Below are 25,042 nucleotides of genomic sequence, written 5' to 3' on the forward strand. Positions count from 1 at the left end.
TGCCGGCCGGCCTAGCCTCCCGTGACCGGAGCGTTCCACACGCACGGGACGTCACCGACCGGGAAGCCGTCCGGGTCGAGTGCGTTCTTGATGTACCCGATGGTCCGCGGGGACACCGACATCGACAGATGATCGGACAAGTCGACGCCGCAGCCGTCCTGCAACAGAACGTTGTTCACCGTTGCATCGGGTCCGGCTTCGAGGAACGTCGTCCGGAACGGAGTCACCACCTCGTCGAACCGAGTGGCGATGGCCGTGTAGTCGACACCGCGCTCGGTGTCACCGCCCGCCGTCAATGCCTTGATGAGGTCGGAGTCGACGACCTGGTCCGACGCCGCGGGCCCGGCGACAGCACCCACGAGCCCGAGCACGTTCAAGCCGAGATTGTTGATGGTCCGCCCCAGGGTTCCGATTCCGACGAGGGTCGTCCCGTGATTGGACCCACCGAGGCTGACGATTCTGCCGACCTTGTTCTTGCTCGGATCCGACGGATCGGCGCCGCCCTCGAACCGCATGTACTGACGCGACGCCAGGCTGCCCTGGGAATGCCCGACGATGTCGACCTGCGCCGCCCCGGTCCGTTCGAGGACCGCATCGATGTAGAAGGCGATTTCCTTGGCGCTCTCGGTGATCGGGCCCGTGCCTCGCAGCGCCTTGACGTGGCCGAGTGCACTCGAATCCTTGTCACCGGTGTTCGGCGCGAAGACGCAGTATCCCTCCGCCTTCAGTGCCGGGGAGATTCGAGCGAAGTTGTTGTATGCGTTCTCCCACGTACCATGCAGCAGCACAACAGGATTGGGGTGTTCTTCGGTCGGCTTGCAGCTCCAGTCGTTGGCGCCCGGCGGCGCGACATCCGGCTTGACGATGCTGTAGAGGAACCCGGCGAGGAAGTTCTTCTGCTCGGGCCCGTACCCGATGGTCTCGGTCTCCGGATCGTCGGTCACCCGCGCCGGCGCAGCGTCGGCGACATCGGGTTTCTCGATGCCCTGCTCTTCCGCCTTCGGCCGCTCCGCCTCCGACCCCTCGGGAGGAATCACCTCCGTGCCGTCGTCGCTGATCGTCGCGGGCAGCGCCGACGCGGAGGGCCCGGTGGGCTCGCTCGGCTCGGCGGGTTGCGCGGACGCAACCGACATCCCGGCGAACACGACCGCCGCGGACAACGCCGCGAGGGTCGCCGTCCGTCGTGCTCTGCCCCGTACTCGTGAATGGTCGATCGACGTCGACCGAAGCTGTTGAACCATGCGCGTCCCTCTTCTTCTTCGGCATCGCTGACGAGAAGGTCGTGACTCGGTTACAGCGCGATGCTGTTCGCTGAACCACAGCAGACGGTAGAAGTGACACCGATCACTTAGCACACCCGCGCCACACGTCTGGAAACGTGGTCGTCCGACGGCAGCGACAGTTGGGTCCAGTCACAACCCAGCAACAGCCGTCCGCGCCGATCAGCGGCCGAGACGCGTCATGATCGCGTCACGCAACGCTCCACGAGGCGATCGGGCCGTGTCCTTCGTCAGCAGCACGAACTCGATACCTCCGAGCTCCGGGAGGTCCTGGCCGTCCAGCGCGACCACGCCGTCGGGAAGCGTCGACTCCGCATGCACCAGGTAGCCGAGGCCCGCCTGAACGGCTGCACGCAACCCCAGCTCGCTGTCCGTGACGCAGGTGAACCGCCAGCCCCTACCCTCCCGACCGAGTGCAGCCAACGCCGCGGACCGCGTGATGCTCGGTGGTGGATACGTCACGAACGGCACCGGGCCCGGTTCCACCCGCGTTCCCGGAATACCTGCCCAGACCAACCGATCCGCCCACACCAGATCACCGTGCGTCTCACCTGGGCGACGCTTGCCGAACACCAGGTCCAGCTCGCCGCCGTCGAACTTGGACCGCAATGTCTCGCTCAACCCGACGGTCAGCTCGAGGTCCACGCCGGGATGCGCCCGACGGAAGTCGTAGAGGACGTGCGGCAACTCGGTCGAGACCAGGTCGTCGGACACCCCGAGCCGGAGCCTGCCCGCCAACGGGGCTTCGGCGAAGTAGTGCTCCGCCTCCGCGGTGGCGTCGAGGATGGAGCGAGCGAATCCGATCATCGCGGTGCCGTCGGCCGTCAGCTCCATGTTTCTGGTGTCCCGGAGGAACAACTCGCGCCCGACGGCCTTCTCCAGCCGCGTGATGTGACCGCTGACCGTCGACTGACGCAGCCCCAGCAGCTCGCCGCCTGCGGTGAAGCCGCCTTCCCTTTCGACAGCGAGGAAGGTTCGAAGCAGAATCGGATCAAGATTCACCCGTCTTTCCTATCACTATTCACGTTCACAGTTAACGCTGCTATCGACTTTCGCGATCAATCGTCGAACGATATCGTGAGCCCAGTGAACTTTCTGCGGCAGATCCGGCCCGACGGCTTCGTCCTGAGCATCATCGCGATCGCGGTACTGGCCAGCATCTTCCCGGCGTCGGGTACCTCGGAAACCGTCCTGGACTGGGTCACCCGAATCGCCATCGGGCTGCTGTTCCTGATCTACGGCGCCCGCCTGTCGCCGCAGGAAGCATGGCAAGGCGTCAAACACTGGCGACTCCACTCCGTCGTGCTGGCCACCACGTACCTCGTGTTCCCCCTCGTCGGACTCGCCCTCCGCGTCCTCGAACCGACTGTCGTCACAGCGGACCTCTACACCGGCATCCTGTTCCTGTGCCTCGTGCCGTCGACGGTTCAGTCCTCCATCGCCTTCACCTCGATCGCACGCGGCAACGTCGCCGGAGCAGTCGTCAGCGCCTCGTTCTCCAACATCATCGGCGTGTTCGTGACACCGCTGCTGGTGATCCTGTTGATGAACACCACCGGGGACGCGCACGTCGACGCATCGTCGATCCTGAGCATCTGCGCTCAGCTGCTCTTGCCCTTCCTCCTCGGGCAGGCCCTCCGACCGTTCGTGAAAAGCTGGCTCACCCGCCATTCCGGGCCGACGAAAATCGTCGACCGCGGCTCGATCCTGCTGGTGGTCTACGCCGCCTTCAGCGAAAGCATGAATCAGAACGTCTGGTCGTCCGTGACGCCCCTGCAGATCGTCGCGGTCGTCCTCGTCTGCATCGTCGTCCTCGCGCTGATTCTGGCGTTCACGTACTGGATCGGCCGCGCCATCGGCTTTTCCGTCGAAGACCGCATCGTCCTCCTGTTCTGCGGCTCCAAGAAGAGCCTTGCGAGTGGACTACCCATGGCCTCGGTCCTCTTCGTCGGCGGGCCCGTCGGCCTGATCGTCCTTCCTCTGCTTCTGTTCCACCAGATCCAACTGATGGTGTGCGCCGTACTCGCCCAGCGATACGCGCGCCGAGCCGAAGCCCGGCTATCGCCTGACAAGGATGATGCGCAATCCGCCCTGGCGGATTAGCGTCGGCACCACAGACGACGAATGTGGAGGATCGACGTGCGGAAAGAGTTGTCGAAGCCAGGCAAACACCCAGGCGGAGTCATCGCCGCGGCATACACCGGGAGACTCGCCACCGATCCCATCCCCGCACTTCGGCTCCCCGACGAGCAACTCGACCCCGAAGCCGCGTACCGCTTCATCCACGACGAACTGATGCTCGACGGCTCCTCCCGCCTCAACCTCGCGACGTTCGTCACGACCTGGATGGACCCGCAGGCCGAGAAGTTGATGGCCGAGACGTTCGACAAGAACATGATCGACAAGGACGAGTACCCGGCGACGGCGTCGATCGAGGAACGCTGCGTCAACATGGTCGCGGACCTGTTCCACGCGCCCGGACTCGACCCGGAGGATTCCAAGTCCGCAACGGGAGTGTCGACGATCGGATCGAGCGAAGCGGTCATGCTCGCCGGCCTCGCCCTGAAATGGCGTTGGCGTGAAGGCCGCACCGACACCTCGCGTCCCAATCTGGTTCTCGGAAGCAATGTTCAGGTCGTGTGGGAGAAGTTCTGCCGCTACTTCGACGTCGAACCCAAGTACCTGCCCGTCGAACCGGGGCGGTACGTCATCACCCCGGAGCAGGTTCGAGATGCCGTCGACGACAACACCATCGGCGTCGTGGCCATCCTCGGAACCACCTTCACCGGCGAACTCGAGCCCGTGGCGGAGATCTGCGCGATGCTCGATTCCGTCGCCGCGTCCGGTGGACCCGACGTCCCCGTCCACGTCGACGCGGCCAGCGGCGGGTTCGTCGTACCGTTCCTTCATCCCCACCTCGAATGGGACTTCCGCCTACCGCGGGTGAAGTCCATCAACGCCAGCGGTCACAAGTACGGATTGACCTATCCCGGAATCGGTTTCGCGGTGTGGCGGACACGCGAGGACCTACCCGAGGACCTGGTGTTCCGGGTGAACTACCTCGGCGGCGACATGCCGACCTTCACACTCAACTTCTCACGCCCCGGCAACCAGGTGATCGGCCAGTACTACAACTTCCTCCGGCTCGGACGCTCCGGATACAGCGACATCATGCACGCACTGCGCGACACCGCCGTTCGCGTCGCCGGCCACCTGTCCGAGCATCCCGCGTTCCATGTCATCACCGACGGCAGCGCCATCCCCGTCGTCGCATTCGAACTCGCCGGCGACCGTGAGTACACCGTGTTCGACATCTCCCACGAACTACGCGCACGCGGCTGGCAGGTTCCCGCGTACACGATGCCGGACGACGCCACCGGAGTAGCGGTGCTCCGCATCGTCGTGCGAGAGGGATTCAGCGCAGACCTCGGCAGGCTGCTGTGCGGCGCCATCACCGAGGTGATCGATCAACTCGACGCATCGGCCGCAGGAGGTGGACACTCGTCGGCCACCCACTTCGCGCACTGAGTCCTCAGTTGCACCCTGGGACCTCAGTTGCGGTCGACGTCGATCGGGTGAGAGGCGAGCATCGCCAGCGGCAGGGGTTGACGACGCAGCACGTGGGCCCACAGATCGATCTTCGGTGGACCGATGACATCGGAGGCGAGGGCGGAGACGACCATCCAGTCGTCCCGCTCCAATTCGCCCTCCAGCTGCCCGAGCGTCCAGCCGGAATATCCCGCGAAGATGCGAACCCCCTCGACGTGCGGCGCGATGTCGGCCGGATCCGAATCCAGATCCACCATGACGACCCGACCGTCGACGCGGCGCACCCCGGCGATCCCGTCGATGTCCACCCCCGTCCTCACCGTCGCCAGACAGAGAGCGGAATCCCTCTTCACCGGACCGCCCACGTACAGGGCCTTCGGACGTGCCGCGAGGTCGGTCCACTGCGGTAACACGTTCTGGACCGCGGTGTCGCTCGGCCGATTGATCACGACACCGAGGCTGCCTGCGTCGTTGTGCTCGATGACGTACACGACAGTGCGCCGGAACGTGGGCTCGACCAGCTCGATCGACGACACCAGCAAGCTCCCCGGTCGCACCGATTGCGGGGCCGGTGCCGTCTGGTCTTCGGGTTCTTCCGCATGCGCCGCCATGCAACACATTGTGGCACCGCGCACCTACGGATGTAACGCAAGGAAGCTCAGGTGTTGTTCGGCGCCCCATCGAACCCCGAGAGCTCGGCCAGGCTCGCCAATTGGTACTCGAACAACGCATCTCGGCTGCTGAAGGTGTCCGAACCGTACTGATCGAACACATCGAAGCTGACGGCACCGAACAGTGCCGCCCACACCAGAACTCCGCGAGCGATCACCTCGTCGGACATTTCCGTTCCCATTTCGTTACGAACGTCCGTGAAACTCCGGCTCAGCGCAGCCAGCGACACCGGCTCCGTACGTTCCGCCAGCGTTCCCGCGGTCCACGCCTGATCGAAAATCGACACCAGCTTGACGATCACCCTCGTACCAGGACCGGTCGTCTGCTCGGCCGGAGCGTTGTATCCGGGCACCGGGCTTCCGAACAACAGCGCATACCGCGCCGGTTCCCGCAGCCCCCACCCACGGACCGCACGACCGAGCGCGAGGAACTTCTCGACGGGACCGGCGACCTCGTCGACAGCCTCGTCCACGACGTCGCCGAGCTCGGTGTACGCGTCGACGACGAGCAGGGTCAGCAGCTCGTCCCGACTCTTGACGTACCGGTACACCGCCGAGGACACGACACCCAGATCCCTGGCGACTGCGCGCAGAGACAACGCCGCGGCACCGTCGGCAGCCAAATGCTCCCGTCCGATACGGGTGATGTCGGCGAGGGTCTGCTGTCTCGCTCGAGCGCGGGGCGTGGTCGGCATGGATTCACAGTATCGGCCCGGCCGACACGTACCCGGCGGCGAAACCGTCCCGTCAGAAACGAGAGCACTGCTCTTGCTTTTCCCAGCCGACGAGTGCACACTGGAGAAAACAGAGAGCAGTGCTCACATTTCGAACGAGGGAGACACCATGAACCAGCTACACGTCGTCATCGGAGCCGGACCGGTCGGCTGGACCGTTGCAGAACAGCTTGCTGCACAGGGACATTCGGTACGGATCCTCACCAGGTCCGGATCGGGCCCGGATCACCCGGCCGTCGAACGTCACCGAGTGGACATCGAGACCGACGACCTGACCGACGAATTCGCCGGTGCCACCGCCATTTATCTCTGCACTCACGTCGCCTACCAGAACAAGGTCTGGCGCGAGAAGCTCCCCGCGATGGAACAACGGGTGCTCGACGCCGCCGCCGGAACCGTCGTCGTCTTCCCCGAAAGTCTGTACTCCTACGGCAAGGTCGACGGCCCCATCCGAGAGGACAGCCCACGCACGGCGACACACCGCAAACTGGGCGTCCGAACCCTCCTGTTGGCCGCCCGCGACGCCCACCGCACCCCGACCGTCAGCGTCGCCGCATCGGACTTCTACGGTCCTCGCGTGAGGACGTCGCACATGGGCGAACGAATCGTCCCCAAGGTCACGGCAGGCAAATCCGTCAGCGTCATCGCGAAGGCCGACGTACCCCACTCCTTCACCTACATACCGGACTTCGCCGCAGCGATGATCGCCGCCGGAGCAAGGAAAGACCTGTGGAACACGTTCCTGCACGCCCCCACCGCACCTGCCGTCACGCAACGACGCATGATCGAACTCTTGGCCGACGCCGCCCGAGTACCCGCACCCACCGTCACCGCGATCCCGGCATGGATCGTCCGAGCGCTGGGCGTCGTACCCGGGCAGATGAAAGAACTGGGCGACACGCTGTACCAGTTCCAGTACCCGTACGTCCTGGACAGCACGGACAGCGACACACTCCTCGGCCTTCACCCGACCCCGCTCGACGACGGCACCGCAGCCACCGTCGCATGGTGGAACGCCGAGGAGCTGACTCCGACCTCGTAAAGTACGTCAGGCTAAAGTTCAGCGAGTGAGCGAGACGACATTCCTGGCGCGATTGCGCGATTCGCCGGGCGCAGGCAAGCTCACCGCCATTCGTTTCGCAGGCCAGTTCGGCGACGGACTCTTCCAAGCCGCACTCAGCGGCGCCATCCTGTTCAACCCCGAGCGGGAATCGAATCCGGCTGCCATCGCAGCCGGGTTCGCTGTCCTCCTCGTCCCCTACTCCGTCATCGGCCCGTTCGCAGGCGCCATGCTGGACCGCTGGGATCGCCGCGCAGTCGTACTGTGGGCCAACGTACTTCGCATCGTTCTCATCGCCGTCACCGCAACCCTGCTCTGCGTCGGCGGCGGTGAGACACCCCTGCTCCTGCTTGCCCTCACCACCGTCGGACTCAGCCGATTCGTCCTCGCCGGCGTTTCGGCGTCGCTCCCGCACGTCGTACGAACCGAATGGCTCGTACCCATGAACTCCCTCCTCGCCACCATCGGTTCCGGCTTCGCCGCTGCCGGGGCGGGCGCAGCCGTCGGAATCATCGGATACGTCGGGGCGGGAGACTTCGGCTCCGGAATGGCCGTGGCCGCGGCAGCGTCGGGCTCGATCGTGGGCACCGTCGCCGCCGCTCGATTCGCACGTAGGTCACTCGGCCCGGAAACACTCCCCGAGCGTGGTGACCACGGCGCGATGAAAGCCGCGGTGGACATCGCCCACGGACTCGGATCCGGTGCCGTGGCCGTCTGGAGATCGCCGACGGTCACCGCCGCCATGACCGGCATCGGCGCCCACCGAATCGTGTTCGGCGTCGACACCCTCGTCATGGTGCTCATCCTGCGCGAAACTACGTCGAGTTCCCTGCCCGGCGGACTCGCCGGATTCGGCATAGCCGTCGGCGCCACGGCAGCCGGAATGTTCGTCGCTGCCCTGCTGACGCCGTTCGTTCTGCCACGATTCGGCCGTGTTCGCTCGATCATGGTGGCTCTCGCGGCCGCCGCCATCGTCCAGGTCACGTTCATCAACACCCTCACTCAGACGAGCCTGCTCATCGGCGCGTTCCTGCTCGGTGTCGCAGGCCAGACGATCAAGCTCACCGGCGACGCATCGATGCAGACCGAAATCGACGACGATCACCGCGGACGTGTCTTCGCCCTGCAGGACACCGTCTTCAACATCTTCTTCGTCGCCGCTCTGTCAGTCGCGGCGTTCGTCGTCGGTCCGGACACCACCGACCTCGCTGGTGAAACCTCTGCACACGTCGTCGTCCTGGCTGGTGCCGCGGTGTACCTGGTGGGAGTGGTAGCGATACTCCGCAGGTGAGTGGAAATGTAGGCCCTGGCCTACATTTCAACTCACAGGACGTTTTTCCACCAGGCCAACAGTTCCTTCTCCGCCTCCTCGCGGGGGAGGGGACCTCGGTCGAGTCTGAGCTCCTTCAGGAACTTCCAGGCCTTGCCGACCTCGGGGCCCGCCGGAATACCGAGAAGTTCCATGATGGCGTTGCCGTCGAGATCGGGACGAACCCGCGCCAGGTCCTCCTGCGCCGCCAGGGCAGCTATCCGCTGTTCCAGATCGTCGTAGGTGGCCTGCAGTGCCGCCGCCCGACGCTTGTTACGCGTCGTGCTGTCGGCGCGAACGAGCTTGTGCAGCTTGGGAAGTAGCTCTCCGGCGTCGGTGGCGTAACGGCGCACGGCCGAATCCGTCCACTGGCCTTTGCCGTATCCGTGGAAACGGAGGTGCAGAAACACCAACTGCGACACGTCGTCGATCATCTTCTTGGAGTACTTCAGCGCGCGCATCCGCTTGCGCACCATCTTCGCGCCGACCACCTCGTGGTGGTGGAAGCTGACGCCTCCGCCCGGCTCGTGCCGACGCGTATCCGGCTTCCCGATGTCGTGAAGCAGTGCAGCCCAGCGCAATACGAGGTCCGGGTCGCCGTCCTCCAGCTCGATCGCCTGCTTCAGCACCGTCAACGAATGCCAGTAGACGTCCTTGTGCTGGTGATGCTCGTCGATCTCGAGCTTCATCGCAGGCACCTCGGGCAGCACGTACCCGGCCAGTCCCGTCTCGCACATCACGTCGACACCCTCGAGCGGGAACTCGCCGAGGATCAGCTTGTCCAACTCCACCTGAACACGCTCGGCCGTGATGCGTTCGATCTGACCGGCCATCTCCGTGATCGCTTGGTGCACCCGCGGCATCAGCGCGAACCCGAGCTGCGACACGAACCGTGCGCCACGAAGCATCCGCAGCGGGTCGTCGTTGAACGACTTCTCCGGGGTCGACGGAGTGTCCAGCAGTCCCTCGAGCAGTGCGTCCATGCCGCCGAGAGGGTCGACGAACTCCTGCGAGCCATCGGCGCCGAGACGAACGGCCATCGCGTTGACGGTGAAATCACGACGAACCAGGTCCTCTTCCAGGCTGGTGCCGTACCGAACTTTGGGATTACGCGAGACCTGGTCGTAGGAATCGGTGCGGAACGTGGTGATCTCGACCAGCTGATCGCCCTTCGCCGCACTGATCGTGCCGAACGCGATACCGGTGTCCCACTGATTGTCGGCCCACCCGGTCAGGAGCCGCTGGACGACCTCAGGCCTGGCGTCGGTCGTGAAGTCGAGGTCCGTGCCGAGCCGACCCAGCACAGCGTCGCGCACACTGCCGCCGACCAGGAACAATTCATGTCCCTCGGCGGCGAACCGACCGGCCAGCGGCGTCAGGATGTCCGACAGTTCTTTCAACGACACGGCAGCCGACGCCAGCAATCGTGCGCGACGGTCGGCGGACACGTCGGGCTGCTGGGGAACAGGAGACTTCTCGGCCACGTCGACAGAGCCTATTAGCAGGCGGTCCGACCGGGGGAAGGGCCCCACGTGAACAGGCTCGGTATGGCCGCGAGTGGAGCCCGCGGAACGAGCTCGGAATGGCCGCGAGTGGAGCCCGCGGAACGAGCTCGGAATGGCCGCGAGTGGAGCCCGCGGAACGAGCTCGGAATGGCAGCCCGAAGCATTGGTTCTTTCCCTCTAGTATTGGTTGGGTGTCTGCTGGCGAACGTGCGAACAGGAGCCGCCGCAACCCGCGGCGGCGGAATTCGCGTGCCGAGACGGACAAACCGCGGCTTCGAACGGTTCGGGAGACGTCTGCTGGTGGGTTGGTGGTGGATGGGCTGGACGGCCCGCCTGCGCAGCGTTGCGCGGCATTGATCGGCAGAACGGATCGTCGGGGCCGGTTGTTGTGGTCGCTGCCGAAGGGGCATATCGAGCAGGGCGAGACGGCGGAGCAGACGGCGATGCGTGAGGTCGCCGAGGAGACCGGTATCCAGGGTTCGGTGTTGGCGTCGCTGGGAAGTATCGACTACTGGTTCGTGACGGAGGGCCGTCGCGTCCACAAGACCGTGCACCATTACTTGCTGAGGTTTCTGGGTGGTGAACTCTCCGACGAGGACGTCGAGGTCACCGAAGTGGCGTGGGTTCCGCTGAGTGAACTGAACTCGCGGTTGGCGTACGCGGACGAACGGAAGTTGGCGGCCATCGCCAGCCGCCTTATAGACGGTATGAGCGGCGAGACGAACGACCCCGAAACGCCCGTCGGCAAGCAGTGATGGCGCTACGTTCCAGGATCACTGCAGCGACGTCGGTGCTCGTTCTCGGTGCGTCGCTGCTGCTGGGGACCGGTGTTGCTGCTGCACAGGATCCAGCCGCGCAGGATCCAGCCGCACAGGATCCACCGGAGAGCTCGCAGAGCGAGGACGGGACCGTCACGTACCAGTCGTCGGCGTCCGATCTTCCTCGGACGACGCGCGGTACTCAGTTTCTCGAGATGTCGATCGACGCGGTTGCTCCCGGGACGGTGACGACGACGAGCGAGCCGTTCGTGACGGTGCGCGCCACTGTCCGTAACACCGGGGACCGCCGGGTCGACGACATCAGCGTCCGTATGCAGAGCGCGGACGCTGTGGAGTCACCGGACGAGCTGCGGACGACGCTGTCGTTGGATCAGCAGGAGTACGCCGACGTCGGTGAATTCCAGGTCGTCGCGGACAGTCTCGAGCAGGGCGCCAGCGCTCAGTTCACGGTGTCGATGCCGCTTCGCGGAACGCAGTCTCCGTCGTTGGGCATCGACCGCCCCGGCGTGTATCCGCTGCTTCTCAACGCCAACGGAACGCCGGAGTACGGCGGAACGGCGCGGCTCGACGACGCCCGCTTCCTGCTCCCGGTCACCGGGGTTCCACGCGATCCGACGGTGCCGGACCCGATGGCTCCCGACGCCGTCCCGCTGCCGCCGAGCACCGCGGACCCGGTGGCGACGACGGTTCTGTGGCCGTTGGCGGACAAACCTCGCCTCGCGGCGGGCATTCCGGGTTCGATCGACGACAGGGTTCGACTCGTCGACGACGATCTTGCCGGTGAGTTGGCGTCGGGCGGACGGCTCGATCAACTTCTGGATGCAGTGGAATCGGCGACCGCGTCGGACGTCGACCCGGGCGGCAAGCTCGCACAGAGCCTCTGTATCGCGGTGGATCCGGACCTGCTGGTCACCGTCTCCAACATGACGCGCGGATATCTTGTCGTCGCCGATCCCGCCGATCCTGCGGGACCGAGCAGGGAAGGCAACGGTCGCGACGCAGCGACGGCGTGGTTGTCGCGGCTCGAGACCCTCACCGAATCGATGTGCGTGACAGCGCTGCCGTTCGCGCAGGTGGATCTGGACACGCTGGGGAACGTGGGCGACGCGTCGTTGGCGTCGACCGCCCTCGAGTCGCCGGCCGAGGTGGTCGACGCGATCCTCGGCGTGACGTCGGTACGCGGTGTGGTGTGGAGTTCGACGGGTCAACTCGGTGAGGCAGGCGCGGCGACGGTGCGGTCCGTCGGCCAACGCACCGCGCTCGTCGCCGACAACAGCATCGCTCCCGGAGCTGCGGGGGCCGTGGCCCGCGTCGTCGGAGACACCACTGTCGCAGCCGAGCTGAACGCGACCGTGTTCGACGGCCCGACGGCGACGGCTCTGGCCGGCGTCGGGACGGATCCGTCGACGCCGCGTTTCACGCCCGACGACCAGCGGTACGACCTGGCCGGCGACTCGCGGACCGCTCGCTTGCAGGATGCGCTCGGCGCGGTGACGTACCACGCGTTGACGCCGCCCGACGGCGCTCCTCGAGCTCTGACCATCGCTCCGCCTCAGTACTGGACGGCAGGCGGTGACGAACCCGATGCGATTCTCGGCACGGTGTCCTCGCTGCTCCGGACCGGTCTGGCGACGCCGCGCCCGTTCACCGAGCTGGCCGAGGAGCAACCGACCGGGCTGCCCGTCGAGACCGTCACGACGAGTGTGAGCGATCGGGACCAGAACCTCGAGGATCGCATTCGAGCACAGAGCAAACGCATCGAGGCGTTGCGTGGATCGCTTGTCGAGGACCCCCAATCGGTGTTGACGCCGCGCCGGTTCACCGCACCGCTGCGTGAGGACCTGCTGCGTGCCATCGGGACCGCCGACCGATCGGTGGACCCGACGGCCGCATCGAACACGGCTCGAATCCGTCTGGATACGTCCGAGGCGGGGCTGAACTCCATCTTCGAAGCCGTGACGGTTCTGGCTCCCGGTGGCGTCTACACCCTGGCGTCCGAGCAGAGCCCGCTGCTGTTGGTCGCCCGCAACGATCTCCCCATCGGGGTCAACGTTCGGCTGAAGGTCGACGCTCCCCCCGAGATGACCGTCAGCGACGTTGGAGCGATGGCACTACCGGCGCGCGGAAGTCGAACGATCACCGTGCCCGCCCAGGTCGACGACAGCAGAAACCTCGCCGTCGACTTCTCCTTGACCACTCTGGACGGCCAACAATTGGGCGAAGCGTCCACGGTGTCCGTACGGTCGAACGCGTACGGACAGGCGTTGGCGATCATCACCGCCTGCGCCGGGGTCCTTCTGTTGCTGCTCGCCGGCCGCAGATTGTGGCATCGGTTCAAGGGTCAGCCGGATCCTGCAGACGAAGGGTACGAACGACCATGACGGGTAGCGACTTCCCGTATTCGGGAAACTTGCCCTATAAGGGAGCGCCGCCCGCCGGCGGCGGGCCTCGCGAACGGCTGCCCGCAGCTCAGGTTTTCCGACGCACCGAGCCGCCGAGGCCTGCGCCGTGGGAACGCGACGGACGGACCGCGGTACCGCCTCGGGAGATGCGGAGCTACCCGGCACCGCCGTCCCCCGACGGTGGCCCTGCCCCGGACAACTCGGTCACCCAGCTGATCCCGCGATTCCGCGACGAGGACTATCCGCAGCCCCCTCCGCCGGAGGCGGCACCGCCGCAGATGGACGAGCCGAAACCGCAGAAGAGCCTGCTCGCCGCCACCGGTTCGATCGCGGTGGCGACGCTCGTCAGCCGTATCACCGGCTTCTTCAAGCAGATGATCATGCTGGCGATCCTCGGCGGAGCCATCGCGAGTTCGTTCACCGCCGCCACGATCCTGCCGAACATGATCTCGGAGTTGGTGCTCGGCGCAGTCCTCACCGCGATCGTCGTACCGGTCCTCGTCCGGGCCGAGATGGAGGACCCCGATCGGGGCGCGTCCTTCATCCGTCGGCTCTTCACGTTGGCGTTCACCATGCTGTTCGTCGTATCGGTCGCCGCGACGATCAGCGCGCCCCTCCTCTCGCGCGTCCTGATCAAGGACGACGCCAAGGTCAGCAGCGACCTGACCACCGCGCTGTCCTTCCTGGTTCTCCCCGCGATCCTCTTCTACGGACTGTCCGGCCTGCTGACGGCCGTGCTGAACACCCGCCAGAACTTCCGGCCCGGCGCATGGGCACCGGTGTGGAACAACCTGATCGTGCTCGGTGTCTTCTCCCTCTACTTCTTCGTCCCGGGCGAGATCACGCTGAATCCGGTCGAGATGAGCGATCCGCACATCCTCATCCTGGGCCTCGGCGTCACCGCCGGTGTGGTGACGCAGGTCGCGGCTCTGATCCCGGCGTTGCGGCGCGAAAAGATCGACCTACGACCACTGTGGGGATTCGACGCCCGCCTGAAGGCCTTCGGTGGGATGGCCGCCGCCATCGTCCTCTACGTGGTCATCAGCCAGGTCGGCCTGGTGTTCGCGACGAACATCTCCGCCGGCGCCGACGAAGCAGGCCCGGCCATCTATTCACAGGCCTGGATCCTGCTGCAACTGCCGTACGGCATCCTCGGCGTGACGGTGTTGACGGCCATCATGCCGAGACTGAGCCGCAATGCCGCCAACGGTGACACGCCGGCCGTCGTCGACGACCTGTCCGTCGCGACTCGCCTGACACTGGTCGCCCTGGTGCCGATCGTCGTGTTCCTGACCTTCACCGGCCCGTGGGTCGGCGAAGCTCTGTTCGGGTTCGGCAACTTCAAGGACGAGGCCCCGCGATTGGGAGAAGCGGTGAGCTGGTCGGCCTTCACCCTCATCCCGTACGCACTGGTGCTGATCCACCTCCGCGTGTTCTACGCCCGTGAACAGGCATGGACACCGACGTGGATCATCCTCGGCATCACCGGAATCAAGATCGCCCTGTCCGCGCTCGCCCCGGTCGTCGCCAGCTCGGACGAGCAGGTCGTGCTGTGGCTGGGTGTCGCCAACGGCATCGGTTTCGTCGTCGGCGCCTGTATCGGCGGATTTCTGCTGCACCGCAGCCTCGGAAATCTCCGCATGGCCAACGTCGGCAAGACGATCTGGATGGTTCTGATCGCGTCGGCCGCAGGCGGAACGGCGATGCTCGCGATCGACCGAATCGTCGATCTCGGTGGCCTCACCGAACCGTTCGGCATGATCGGTGCCATCGTCCGCGTCGGCATCTGCGCAGTGCTGATGCTCGGCATCACCTTCGGGATCCTGTGGTTCGGACGCATCCCGGAAGTCCTGGCCGTCACCGTCGCCATCCGCAGAATCGTCGACCGCGTCCTGAAAAGGTCAGCGCCCGCTCCCGAGCCCGTCGTCCCAGCACATCCCGATTCCATACCGGTCGTCAGTTCTGTTTCTGCATGGGACACTGCACCCGACCGACTCCCGTACCCTGGACGTCGGCGGACCGGGACGCCGTCCTCGTCGCGCCTGCCTGAACCTGGCGGGCGCATGGGGCTACCCGGGGCATACACGCGTGAAGGAGTGAGAGTGACCGACGACGAAGTGGCTGGGGGGCCGGCCGAGTCCGCACACAAGGGCGGCGACCGAGCACAAGGTGGCGTGGAGGTGGACGAGCGGCAGGCCGCATCGTCGGACTCCACCGAGCCGACCACAGCAGCGTCGTCCGACAGCACTGCCACAGCCAAGCTCCCGGTGAACAAGCCCGATTCCGACAAGCCCGCTTCCGAGAAGAGCGCCGGCGAGAAGACGTCTCTGATCAAGGGTGCGACCGCGGCCGAGTCCGAGTCGGCTTCGACGCCTGCTGCCGCCGAGCCGGCAGCGAGCAAGACACCTACTTCGAAGGCACCGCAAGCCGCGACAGCGGACTCCGAGACAGCCTCCACGGCTGAAGATGCAACCGAGAAATCGACGTCCGCAGCAGGCGCGGAATCGGCCGAGAAGGCCGCAACCCCAGCCAAGCAGGCTCCGGCCAAGCAAGCTCCGGCCAAGGACGCTCCGGCCGCCGAGGTGACGCCGGTGAAGTCCGGTGCCCCGACCGAGAACCCGCGTTCGCTCCGCGGTCCGAAGCTGATCCCCGGCGCTTCGGTTGCCGGCGGCCGCTATCGACTGCTGGCACCGCACGGCGGTGCACGTGGCCTCAAGTTCTGGCAGGCGCACGACGTCAAGCTGGACCGCGAGGTCGCGTTGACGTTCGTCGACTCCGAGCAGCAATCGACCGACGTCTCGGTGGACCGCCCCGAGGGTCCGCAGGCCATCCTGTCCCGCACACTGCGCCTCGGCCGCATCAATTCCCCCGGCCTGGCACGCGTGCTCGACGTCGTGCGCGGAAGTTCCGGCGGAATCGTCGTCGCCGAGTGGACTCCGGGTCGCTCGCTCCGCGAGATGGCGGACACCGTTCCGTCGCCGACGGGTGCAGCACGGGCCATCAAGGCATTGGCGGCCGCGGCCGAGGCTGCCCACCGCAGCGGCGGCGCACTGTCGATCGACCATCCGGACCGCGTCCGTATCAGTACCAGCGGCAACGCTGTTCTGGCGTTCCCGGCAACGTTGGCCGACGCCGATCCAGGTTCCGACGTCCGTGGTCTCGGCGCGATGTTGTACGCGTTGATCACGGCGCGCTGGCCCCTCGTCGACGCCTCGTCCGGCGGGCAGCCTCGATCGGTCGGCGGCATGAAGCCCGCAGATCGCGACTCGAACGGTAACGCCGTCGAGCCACGCCGAGTCCGTTCGGACGTACCGTTCGAGATCTCCGCGGTGGCGGTGCGTGCCCTCGAGCAGAACAGTGGCATCAGGACCGCCGCGACGGTTCAGCATGTCCTCGACCAGGCAGCCGTCGTCAACGACAAGACCGATCTGATGCCCGCATTGAGGCTCGGACAGCGGGCACCCGGTGCATCCGGCCATTCGCTCGCCGATCCGGAGGAGATGGCGGCGCAGCAGGAGCGGTCCCGTCGCACCAACATCGCCTTGGCGGTGCTGGGCGTTCTCACGGTGGTCGTGCTGGGATTCGCGGGGTACTGGCTGTTCACGTTCATCGCGGGCGGCAGCTCGGACGAGCCACTGACGTCTCAGGAAGCCCTCGGTCTGACCACCGAGGAGACGGCACCGCCCGCACCGGGTGCGCCCGCTCCTGCGGCCCCGGCGTCGAGCCCGGTGGCAATCGATTCGGTGGAGGTGTTCTCGCCGCAGGGCAGCGCGGACAACGCCGGATCGGCATCCAATGCCATCGACGGGGACCAGTCGACCGTCTGGGCGACGGACTCCTACTTCCAGCCGTTCCCGTCGCTCAAGGACGGTGTCGGCCTGATCGCAACGCTCCCGTCGTCACAGGTGCTCACCAGCGCGTTCGTCAATTCCCCGTCACCGGGAACGGTCGTCGAGATCAGGTCCGCACCCAGCGATTCGCCGAGTCTGAGCGACACCACCGTGATCGGTCAGGCAACTCTGGGTAGTGGAGTGACCGATATCCCGCTGCAGGTCAGCGAGCCGACAAGCCACGTTCTGCTGTGGATCACCGGGTTGAGCTCGGACAGCGGCCGCAATCAGTCGTCGATTGCGGACTTCGGGTTCACCGCACAATCCTGACGAACAGTCTGCGGGATCTCCCCTCACCTGCAGAATGCTTGAATTCGACAACGTTTCGTACTCCGCGGTCTCTATGGCTTAGGCTCTCCAGCAATGCGGTAACACGGGGGGAGCCGTTTTCGTATGGGGAGTGCAGATCTAAGCGGCGTCGGGGATGTTCTGAGTGGGCGTTCCGACGTGGAGTTGTTGGCTGCGCACGTTGCAGGCGACGAGCGGGCGTTCACGACGCTCGTGCATCGACACCACGAGCATCTGTGGATGACGGCGCGGCGAACCAGCTACACCACCGAGGACGCCGCCGACGCCTTGCAAGAAGCTCTGCTGTCCGCGCATCGGACCGCAGCGTCGTTCCGAGCGGATGCGGCCGTACGTAGTTGGCTCCACAAGATCGTCGTCAACGCCTGCCTCGATCGCATCCGACGCAATCGCTCGAGGCCGACGGTTCCGCTGCCCGAGGGTGACTCCGCCGAACTGCCGGACGTCCGCGATCAAATGTCCGCGGTCGAAACGTCGATCGAGGTGCACAACGCACTGATGGAGTTGGCCCCGGAGCAACGCGCGGCGGTCGTGGCGGTGGACATGGAGGGATACTCGGTGTCCGACGCGGCCCGGATCCTCGGTGTTCCGACGGGCACCGTCAAGAGCCGATGTGCGCGCGGCAGATTGAAGCTCGCGGGGCTTCTCGACTTTCTCCGCGAGGAGGGGAACCGATAACCAGGTCGGTGCGTCTTACAGTGTGTAGGACCGAATCATGCGTGGAAGGAGATCGGCATGACTTCATCCGACGCCGGTCTCCTGGAGCCTCCGTACTCGCCGGATCTCCTGGCCGATCTCCATGCAGGCGTTCTTCCGGATGCAGTGAGTGCGCAACTGTGGCCACGCGTCCGACAGGACCCCGATGCGGCCCGGATTCTCGACGCACTCGACGCCGTCACCGGGCGGTTGGCTACCGCAGGCCGTGAGCTGGCCTCGGGCGAGCCGATGCCTCCCGAGGTCGCGGAACGTATCGATCGCGCACTGTCCGCCGCACCCCCGGTTCAGGCTCCGACGGACTCCTCGACCCAGAACCGGGCGCCGGTTCCACTCGCGTCGCGTCGTCGTATGTCACGCACCGTCCTGGCGGCCGGGATCGCAGCGTCGGTCGTGTTGGTGACGGTGGTCGCGGCAGCGGTGGTGGTGGCGACGTCGGACAAATCGGGCGTCACCGACGGCGGGTACGCGGATGATCTTCGAGCGGATGCACCCACGTTGGTGCTGAGCTCCGACGATCTGGACAGCTCCCTCGCCTTCGACGTCATGGCGACGCGGGGGCGAAACGAGGTCACCGACGCGGGCAACCTTCGCGAATGCCTGATCGCCAACGGCTTTCGCTCGAACAGCACGGTGCTCGGATCTGCGCCCGTGGAACTCGACGGCAAGCCGGGAGTGATGCTGGTGATCGCGACCGCCTCGGCTGCCGACGGCATGGTGCTGTTGGCGGTCGGACCGGACTGCGGGGCGAACAATCCGGCCACGTTGGTTCGACGCGACATCGAGTGACTGGCCCGATACGAGCGGGAACAACACCCCTTACCCTGGTGTTGTCACACACGTCTGAAGTTCACTTGCTTCACGCGATTGCTACCCGAACATCTATCGGAAGGTCCGCATGACTACGCCCAAGGTTCACGACCTCATCATCGTCGGCTCGGGACCGGCCGGCTACACCGCTGGTGTCTACGCAGCCCGGGCCGAGCTCGAGCCACTGCTGTTCGAGGGCACTCAGTTCGGTGGCGCACTGATGACCACCACCGAGGTGGAGAACTTTCCCGGTTTCCGGGAAGGAATCATGGGACCGGACCTCATGGAGCAGATGCGCGAGCAGGCCAAGCGCTTCGGAGCCGACATCCGCACCGAGGACGTCGAAGAACTCGACCTGACCGGCGACATCAAGACCGTGTCCGCGAACGGTGAGACCTACCAGGCACGTGCCGTCATCCTCGCGATGGGCGCAGCAGCCCGCTACCTGGGCATTCCCGGGGAAGAGAAATTGCTCGGCCGCGGCGTCAGCGCCTGCGCCACCTGCGACGGCTTCTTCTTCCGCGACCAGGACATCGCCGTCATCGGCGGCGGGGACTCCGCGATGGAGGAGGCGACATTCCTCACTCGGTTCGCGCGCAGTGTCACGATCGTCCATCGCCGCAGCGAATTCCGTGCGTCACGCATCATGCTCGAACGTGCGAAGAAGAACGACAAGATCCGCTTCCTCACCGACACCAAGGTCAACGAAGTCCTCGGTGACACGTCCGTCACCGGCCTGATCATCGAAGACGCCCGCACTGGCGAGACCAGCACCCTCGACGTCACAGGTTTGTTCGTCGCGATCGGCCACGATCCCCGCAGCGAACTCGTCAAAGGCCAGGTGGACCTGGACGACGAGGGCTACGTCAAGGTCGCCTCGCCGTCGTCGGCAACGTCGCTGCCCGGCGTTTTCGCCGCCGGAGATCTCGTCGACCACGTGTACCAGCAGGCCATCACCGCAGCCGGTACCGGATGCACCGCCTCGATCGATGCCGAGCGTTGGCTCGCGGAGCAGGGTGACATCACCAGCAATACGCTCGAACACGCTGACCAGCCGGTCGACGCTGTTTCCGCCTGATCGACCCTGCTTCATCTTTCGTCCCAACCCTCAGGAGCACACCGAATATGTCCGATGACAAGAAGACCGTGACCATCACCGATGCGTCGTTCGTCGACGACGTGCTGACCAGCGAAAAGCCGGTCCTCGTCGACTTCTGGGCGACATGGTGCGGACCGTGCAAGATGGTCGCCCCGGTCCTCGAGGAGATCGCCGCCGAGCACTCCGACAAGCTCACCATCGCGAAGCTGGACATCGACGCCAACCCCCAGGCCGCGCGCGATTTCAAGGTCATGTCCATCCCGACGCTCATCCTCTTCCAGGGTGGCAAGCCCGTGAAGCAGATCGTCGGCGCCAAGGGCAAGGCAGCACTGCTCAAGGACCTCGACGCCGTTCTGTAGCAGGTACACGGTCGTACCTCATCCACGCCCGACTGCGCAAGGTCGCTCGTCCGGGTCCACTCGGGCGTGGATTGCGGTCCGTCGGCTACTTTCTGCGACAATCGTCTGATGTGCCGACGCAGTGTCGGCACATCGACTGTTGTTCGTCGGCGTCGTAGCCACCGGTGGTCACGGTTCCTCCGGAACGCGACGCGGCCGACGATCAGCGTTCTTCAGCAGGAGGTCTTGGGGTATGCACCGACTCGGTCACGGCGACAGCGGTCCCGCCGTCGCAGAGGTACGGAGCACGCTGGTTTCTCTCGGATTCCTGCTGGACACCGCGTCGCCCACCACCGATGACGCGCTGCACTGGAGTGCACCCACCTCGGACTTCGATTCGTCCCTCGATGGCGCCGTCCGTGCATTCCAGCAACACCGCGGTCTACTGGTCGACGGCATCGTCGGGCCCGCGACGTACCGGTCTCTCAAGGAAGCGTCCTACCGGCTCGGCGCTCGCACTTTGATCTACCAGTTGTCCGCGCCGCTGTACGGCGACGACGTCGCCACCCTCCAGACTCGTCTGCAAGATCTGGGCTTCTACAGCGAACGTGTCGACGGCTACTTCGGCCCCAAGACACACGAGGGTCTCTCCTCGTTCCAGCGTGAAATCGGACTTTCTCCCGACGGCATCTGCGGGCCCGCCACACTGCGTTCCCTCGAGTTGCTGGGTGCTCGCGTCACGGGTGGATCCCCGCATGCCATCAGTGAAGAAGAATTGGTGCGGCAGTCCGGGCCACAGCTGACCGGCAAGCGCATCGTCATCGACCCCGATCTCGGCGGAGCGGATACCGGTCTGATCGTCGACGGCTTGTACGGCCGAATCTCCGAAGCCGAAATTCTGTGGGACGTGGCAAGCCGACTCGAGGGCCGCATGGCGGCAACCGGTATGGAGACGTTCCTCTCGAGGGCGCGCGGCACCAATCCCAGTGTGGCCGAACGTGCCGAGACTTCCAACGCCTTCAACGCCGACCTGATGATCTCGCTCCGATGTGCGTCGAGTTCCAGCACCGCCGCCAATGGTGTCGCGAGCTTCCACTTCGGTAACTCGCACGGCTCCACCTCGCTCATCGGCCAGGTCCTCACCGGCTACATCCAGCGCGAAATCGTCGCCCGCACACCGCTTCTCGATTGCCGTAGCCACGGCCGAACGTGGGATCTGTTGCGGCTCACCAACATGCCCACCGTTCAGGTGGACCTCGGCTACCTCACCAACTCGGCAGACGTAGCCGTCCTCGGCGATCCTCGCTCACGCGACATCATCGCCGAAGCAATCCTGATCGCAGTCAAGCGTCTCTACCTTCTCGGTCAGGACGATCAGCCGACGGGCACCTTCACGTTCGCGGAACTCCTGGCCGAAGAACTGGCCGCAGCCGACAGGCGCTGACACACCCGCCGACAGGCGCTGAGAAACCAGCCGACAGGCGAATGTCGGCGGGTGTGTCAGCGGACTCCGACGGGCGTTTTGTGCTCGATTTCCACCATCGTCAGGCTCGCTGCGATGAGGAGCTGCTCGAGCGCCGATTCGACGTCTTCCTTCCAACCGTGGTCACGGTCGAGCTCGAGGCGAAGGCGAGGGTAACGGTGATGAGGCGCAACAACTTCGAACCCTGCTTTTTCGAGGAAGTCCGCGTCGATCATGCACGTGGCCTCCGTGCACACCAACGACGCCGATGCTCTCGGCCCCTGCACCTCGTCGTCTGTGCGTCGTAGGCCGAATGCCTCGAGTGCCCGTACGCCGCGGTTGACCAGATCTGCGACGACAGCTTGAATCAGCGCTGCTGAGTTTCCTTCGCTGTCGACATCGGATTCGGTTCGGAGGGTCGTCAACAGTACGGCGTCGGCACTTACCGGCGACGTCGGGAATTGCGCTGCTCGGGGGACAGCACTCGGAGGGGCATACAGGGCACAGCCCGCTGTCGCACCGTCGAGTGTGAGCAGTTGTCCGCAGGATCCCCACTCGAGCATGATCATCGACAACCATGCTTCGTTCTCGAGCTCGAGATCTACGGCACCGCCATCTGCTTTGTCGGTAGCTGGATCGAGTACCCAGAAGCGGCATCGCCGTGTATGGGTCGGTAGTCGATCGAAGGAGTCCAACGTGACTCCCGTGACGAGCGGCGACACTGCTTACCTCAGCTTCCAAGCCCTAGAACTTTCGGCGTCCCGCACAGAACATCGGGCACGCACGTCAAGAATATGCGATCGATCTGCCCGTCGCGCCTCATGTAGCGGGCGCTGAGCCGATTGAACTCGTCCGGTCACACCTCGAATCGACGTGTTCGCTGTAAAGTTCTGCACTGCAGTACTTTTCACGTTCTCGACATACATCTTCGTCCGATCTTCCAGCACTTACGTCACCGTGACGTAATGACCGTGTGTGTCTGTACCTGAATTTTCGCGGCTACTTCTTCTTCTGATTTTCCATCATCTCGACGATGCGCTGAAGATCATCGACCGAGCCGAACTCGACCACAATCTTGCCTTTTTTCTTGCCGAGGCTCACCGTGACTCGGGTGTCGAACGAATCGGAGAGACGATCCGCGACATCCTGGAGCCCCGGCATCTGAATCGGCTTCCGCCGCGGAGCCGGATTGGGACCCGAACTGTCCTCCCGATTTGCGAGAGTGACCGCTTCCTCCGTTGCTCGGACGGACATGCCTTCCGCAACGATCCGTGCCGCGAGAGCCTCCTGAGCGTCGGACCCAGCGTCGAGCGACAGCAACGCACGCGCATGGCCGGCGGACAGAACACCCGCTGCGACGCGTCGTTGCACCGCGATCGGCAGCTTGAGAAGACGAATCATGTTGGTGACAACCGGCCGAGATCGGCCGATCTTGGCCGCCAGTTCCTCGTGAGTGACGTCGAATTCCTCGAGGAGTTGCTGATACGCCGCGGCCTCCTCGAGTGGATTGAGTTGAACTCGGTGAATGTTCTCGAGCAAGGCGTCGCGCAACATCGCGTCATCCGCGGTCTCTCGAACGATCGCCGGGATGGAATCCAGTCCCGCTTCCTGGCTCGCGCGCCACCGACGCTCGCCCATCACGAGCTCGTACTTGCCGCCTTCGAGCGTGCGTACGACGATCGGTTGCATCAACCCGAATTCACGGATCGAGTGAACCAGCTCGGCGAGCGCCTCGTCGTCGAAGACGCTGCGCGGCTGCTTCGGGTTCGGCTGAATCAGCCCCGGAGGAATCTCGCGGTACACCGCGCCCGCGGGGGAGAGGTCCTCGTCGGAACTCCGTACCGGCGGTGTCGGGGTGGGCGCCGACGCCACCTCTTCGGCCGATCCCATGGCAGCCGGCTTCGGCTTGGCCCGTGTGGCCGAGTTGTCCTTACCGATGACGACGTCCGCGGCTGCGTTGCCGAGCCTTGGTCCTGCGTCGGGTCCGGTGGGAATCAGTGCGGCCAGTCCGCGGCCCAAACCGCCTTTACGTGTCTGACTCATGGTTCCTAGTGCTCCTGCGTTCCGTCGGTTGCTGCGCCGGCGGACCGCGCTGCCAGTTCTCTACCCGCGTCCAAATAGCTCATCGCGCCGCGCGAGCCGGGGTCGTAATCCAAGACGGTCATTCCATAGCCAGGCGCCTCGGAGACCTTCACACTGCGCGGAATCACCGCGCGGAGGACTGCATCTCCGAAGTGTTTCCGAACCTCTTCGGCGACCTGATCCGCGAGCTTCGTACGACCGTCGTACATCGTCAGGATCACGGTGGACACGTGCAGAGCGGGGTTGAGATGTGCCTGAACCAACTCGATGTTGCGGAGCAACTGACCCACACCCTCGAGGGCGTAATACTCGCACTGGATCGGGATCAGTACTTCCGTCGCCGCGACCAGCGCGTTGACGGTCAGCAGTCCGAGCGAAGGCGGGCAGTCGATCAGGACGAAGTCCGCGTCGATGGAGTCGAGGTCCGCCAGTGCCGTCTTCAGGCGTCCCTCACGGGCCACCATGGAGACCAGTTCGATCTCCGCACCGGCGAGGTCGATCGTCGCCGGAATGCAGTACAGGCGCTCGCTGTGGGGGCTCTGTTGGATGGCGTCGCGGGCGCTGACCTCACCGATCAGAACCTCGTAGCTCGAGGGCACCCCGGAATGATGCTCGACGCCCAGAGCGGTGCTGGCGTTGCCCTGAGGGTCGAGATCGACAACCAGAACAGTCAGCCCTTGAATCGCGAGCGCAGCAGCCAGGTTGACGGCCGTCGTCGTCTTACCGACTCCACCCTTCTGGTTGGCGATCGTCAACATCCGTCGCTTGTCGGGCTTGGGGAGCGTGACGCTGCCCGGGTGCAGTACCTGACTCGCTCTGTGCGCCGCCGCACCGATAGGAGTGTCGTCGGGAGAGATACTGCTGTACGCGCCGAAACCAGATCCGTCCGTCGCTTTCGATCCTGCGCCATTCCGAGAACTTCGTGAACTGGGCGCAGATGATTCTGTTTCACGTGAAACGTTGCCTTCTGTTTCACGTGAAACAGTGGGATCGGATCCACCCGACATATGTGCTCCTTAATGCGGAACGGATTGAACTACGTGGATTGAGGG

20 protein-coding genes are annotated in these 25,042 nt (G+C 65.2%); 12 read left to right on the plus strand and 8 right to left on the minus strand.

Annotated features, from left to right (window positions below; translation table 11 throughout):
* Positions 1-11 precede the first annotated feature (11 nt).
* Both CH290_RS22970 and CH290_RS22975 read right to left on the minus strand, forming a co-directional pair.
* The gene (locus CH290_RS22970) at positions 12-1,241 is read right to left on the minus strand and encodes an esterase/lipase family protein (protein WP_033189462.1); all 1,230 of its coding nucleotides are present in this window, start codon (positions 1,239-1,241) and stop codon (positions 12-14) included.
* A 201-nt stretch (positions 1,242-1,442) separates the two neighbouring features.
* A complete protein-coding gene (locus tag CH290_RS22975) occupies positions 1,443-2,282 on the minus strand; it encodes a LysR family transcriptional regulator (RefSeq protein WP_033189461.1) in 840 nt (279 codons plus the stop codon).
* Between the two features lie 84 nt (positions 2,283-2,366).
* On the opposite strand from CH290_RS22975, the gene CH290_RS22980 reads away from it, so the two are divergent.
* Together CH290_RS22980 and gad are read left to right on the plus strand one after the other, a co-directional pair.
* Positions 2,367-3,383 carry a bile acid:sodium symporter family protein gene (locus tag CH290_RS22980; RefSeq protein WP_033189460.1) on the plus strand — a complete coding sequence of 339 codons (1,017 nt, stop codon included), beginning with the start codon at positions 2,367-2,369 and terminating at the stop codon, positions 3,381-3,383.
* Positions 3,384-3,404: 21 nt separating this feature from the next.
* Positions 3,405-4,808, plus strand: coding sequence for a glutamate decarboxylase (gad, locus tag CH290_RS22985; RefSeq protein ID WP_052083171.1), 1,404 nt, complete (start codon positions 3,405-3,407; stop codon positions 4,806-4,808).
* A gap of 23 nt (positions 4,809-4,831) precedes the next feature.
* Here gad and CH290_RS22990 read toward each other — a convergent pair whose 3' ends face one another.
* Positions 4,832-5,440 carry a YqgE/AlgH family protein gene (locus CH290_RS22990; RefSeq protein ID WP_019665081.1) on the minus strand — a complete coding sequence of 203 codons (609 nt, stop codon included), beginning with the start codon at positions 5,438-5,440 and terminating at the stop codon, positions 4,832-4,834.
* Positions 5,441-5,487: 47 nt separating this feature from the next.
* The gene (locus CH290_RS22995; protein ID WP_033189459.1) at positions 5,488-6,195 is read right to left on the minus strand and encodes a TetR/AcrR family transcriptional regulator; all 708 of its coding nucleotides are present in this window, start codon (positions 6,193-6,195) and stop codon (positions 5,488-5,490) included.
* Between the two features lie 148 nt (positions 6,196-6,343).
* Between CH290_RS22995 and CH290_RS23000 the strand changes: the two genes are divergently transcribed.
* Entirely contained in the window at positions 6,344-7,276 is a 933-nt protein-coding gene (locus tag CH290_RS23000; RefSeq protein ID WP_033189458.1) for an NAD-dependent epimerase/dehydratase family protein, read from the plus strand.
* Between the two features lie 25 nt (positions 7,277-7,301).
* A complete protein-coding gene (locus CH290_RS23005) occupies positions 7,302-8,585 on the plus strand; it encodes an MFS transporter (RefSeq protein ID WP_033189457.1) in 1,284 nt (427 codons plus the stop codon).
* A gap of 32 nt (positions 8,586-8,617) precedes the next feature.
* On the opposite strand, the gene CH290_RS23010 is transcribed toward CH290_RS23005, so the two are convergent.
* Entirely contained in the window at positions 8,618-10,087 is a 1,470-nt protein-coding gene (locus CH290_RS23010) for a CCA tRNA nucleotidyltransferase (protein ID WP_033189456.1), read from the minus strand.
* 212 nt (positions 10,088-10,299) lie between these two features.
* Here CH290_RS23010 and CH290_RS23015 point away from each other — a divergent pair, with 212 nt between their 5' ends.
* The 8 genes from CH290_RS23015 (at position 10,300) to CH290_RS23050 (ending at position 21,890) form a co-directional block, all read left to right on the plus strand.
* Entirely contained in the window at positions 10,300-10,863 is a 564-nt protein-coding gene (locus CH290_RS23015) for an NUDIX hydrolase (RefSeq protein WP_026347790.1), read from the plus strand.
* The gene (locus tag CH290_RS23020; protein WP_033189455.1) at positions 10,863-13,268 is read left to right on the plus strand and encodes a DUF6049 family protein; all 2,406 of its coding nucleotides are present in this window, start codon (positions 10,863-10,865) and stop codon (positions 13,266-13,268) included. Before CH290_RS23015 ends, CH290_RS23020 begins: the two co-directional genes overlap by 1 nt.
* Positions 13,265-17,449 carry a lipid II flippase MurJ gene (locus tag CH290_RS23025; protein WP_033189454.1) on the plus strand — a complete coding sequence of 1,395 codons (4,185 nt, stop codon included), beginning with the start codon at positions 13,265-13,267 and terminating at the stop codon, positions 17,447-17,449. Before CH290_RS23020 ends, CH290_RS23025 begins: the two co-directional genes overlap by 4 nt.
* A gap of 123 nt (positions 17,450-17,572) precedes the next feature.
* The gene (sigM, locus tag CH290_RS23030) at positions 17,573-18,163 is read left to right on the plus strand and encodes an RNA polymerase sigma factor SigM (RefSeq protein WP_051104895.1); all 591 of its coding nucleotides are present in this window, start codon (positions 17,573-17,575) and stop codon (positions 18,161-18,163) included.
* A 57-nt stretch (positions 18,164-18,220) separates the two neighbouring features.
* Entirely contained in the window at positions 18,221-18,988 is a 768-nt protein-coding gene (locus CH290_RS23035; RefSeq protein ID WP_020112247.1) for an RsmA family anti-sigma factor, read from the plus strand.
* A 109-nt stretch (positions 18,989-19,097) separates the two neighbouring features.
* On the plus strand, positions 19,098-20,087 hold the full coding sequence (gene trxB / locus CH290_RS23040; RefSeq protein WP_019665071.1) for a thioredoxin-disulfide reductase: 990 nt from the start codon (positions 19,098-19,100) through the stop codon (positions 20,085-20,087).
* A gap of 47 nt (positions 20,088-20,134) precedes the next feature.
* Positions 20,135-20,467, plus strand: a complete 333-nt coding sequence (trxA, locus tag CH290_RS23045) for a thioredoxin (protein ID WP_019665070.1) — start codon at positions 20,135-20,137, stop codon at positions 20,465-20,467.
* A 232-nt stretch (positions 20,468-20,699) separates the two neighbouring features.
* The gene (locus CH290_RS23050; protein WP_019665069.1) at positions 20,700-21,890 is read left to right on the plus strand and encodes an N-acetylmuramoyl-L-alanine amidase; all 1,191 of its coding nucleotides are present in this window, start codon (positions 20,700-20,702) and stop codon (positions 21,888-21,890) included.
* A 56-nt stretch (positions 21,891-21,946) separates the two neighbouring features.
* Here the strand turns inward: CH290_RS23050 and CH290_RS23055 are convergent, their stop codons facing one another.
* From CH290_RS23055 to CH290_RS23065, 3 genes are all read right to left on the minus strand, one after another.
* Positions 21,947-22,630, minus strand: a complete 684-nt coding sequence (locus CH290_RS23055) for a hypothetical protein (RefSeq protein ID WP_033189453.1) — start codon at positions 22,628-22,630, stop codon at positions 21,947-21,949.
* A gap of 277 nt (positions 22,631-22,907) precedes the next feature.
* Positions 22,908-23,951, minus strand: coding sequence for a ParB/RepB/Spo0J family partition protein (locus CH290_RS23060; protein WP_033189452.1), 1,044 nt, complete (start codon positions 23,949-23,951; stop codon positions 22,908-22,910).
* Between the two features lie 5 nt (positions 23,952-23,956).
* Positions 23,957-24,997 carry a ParA family protein gene (locus CH290_RS23065; protein WP_033189451.1) on the minus strand — a complete coding sequence of 347 codons (1,041 nt, stop codon included), beginning with the start codon at positions 24,995-24,997 and terminating at the stop codon, positions 23,957-23,959.
* Positions 24,998-25,042 lie beyond the last annotated feature (45 nt).

This window comes from Rhodococcus sp. 06-156-4, assembly GCF_002259345.1.
Taxonomy (GTDB): Bacteria; Actinomycetota; Actinomycetes; order Mycobacteriales; family Mycobacteriaceae; genus Rhodococcoides; species Rhodococcoides fascians_E.

What these genes read in the sequence shown, in the direction of transcription:
- CH290_RS22970 (WP_033189462.1), bottom strand. Translation starts at nt 1,241, where the DNA reads ATGGTTCAACAGCTTCGGTCGACGTCGATCGACCATTCACGAGTACGG.
- gad (WP_052083171.1), top strand. Translation starts at nt 3,405, where the DNA reads ATGTGGAGGATCGACGTGCGGAAAGAGTTGTCGAAGCCAGGCAAACAC.
- CH290_RS22990 (WP_019665081.1), bottom strand. Translation starts at nt 5,440, where the DNA reads ATGGCGGCGCATGCGGAAGAACCCGAAGACCAGACGGCACCGGCCCCG.
- CH290_RS22995 (WP_033189459.1), bottom strand. Translation starts at nt 6,195, where the DNA reads ATGCCGACCACGCCCCGCGCTCGAGCGAGACAGCAGACCCTCGCCGAC.
- CH290_RS23000 (WP_033189458.1), top strand. Translation starts at nt 6,344, where the DNA reads ATGAACCAGCTACACGTCGTCATCGGAGCCGGACCGGTCGGCTGGACC.
- CH290_RS23020 (WP_033189455.1), top strand. Translation starts at nt 10,863, where the DNA reads ATGGCGCTACGTTCCAGGATCACTGCAGCGACGTCGGTGCTCGTTCTC.
- CH290_RS23025 (WP_033189454.1), top strand. Translation starts at nt 13,265, where the DNA reads ATGACGGGTAGCGACTTCCCGTATTCGGGAAACTTGCCCTATAAGGGA.
- sigM (WP_051104895.1), top strand. Translation starts at nt 17,573, where the DNA reads ATGGGGAGTGCAGATCTAAGCGGCGTCGGGGATGTTCTGAGTGGGCGT.
- CH290_RS23035 (WP_020112247.1), top strand. Translation starts at nt 18,221, where the DNA reads ATGACTTCATCCGACGCCGGTCTCCTGGAGCCTCCGTACTCGCCGGAT.
- trxB (WP_019665071.1), top strand. Translation starts at nt 19,098, where the DNA reads ATGACTACGCCCAAGGTTCACGACCTCATCATCGTCGGCTCGGGACCG.
- trxA (WP_019665070.1), top strand. Translation starts at nt 20,135, where the DNA reads ATGTCCGATGACAAGAAGACCGTGACCATCACCGATGCGTCGTTCGTC.
- CH290_RS23050 (WP_019665069.1), top strand. Translation starts at nt 20,700, where the DNA reads ATGCACCGACTCGGTCACGGCGACAGCGGTCCCGCCGTCGCAGAGGTA.
- CH290_RS23060 (WP_033189452.1), bottom strand. Translation starts at nt 23,951, where the DNA reads ATGAGTCAGACACGTAAAGGCGGTTTGGGCCGCGGACTGGCCGCACTG.
- CH290_RS23065 (WP_033189451.1), bottom strand. Translation starts at nt 24,997, where the DNA reads ATGTCGGGTGGATCCGATCCCACTGTTTCACGTGAAACAGAAGGCAAC.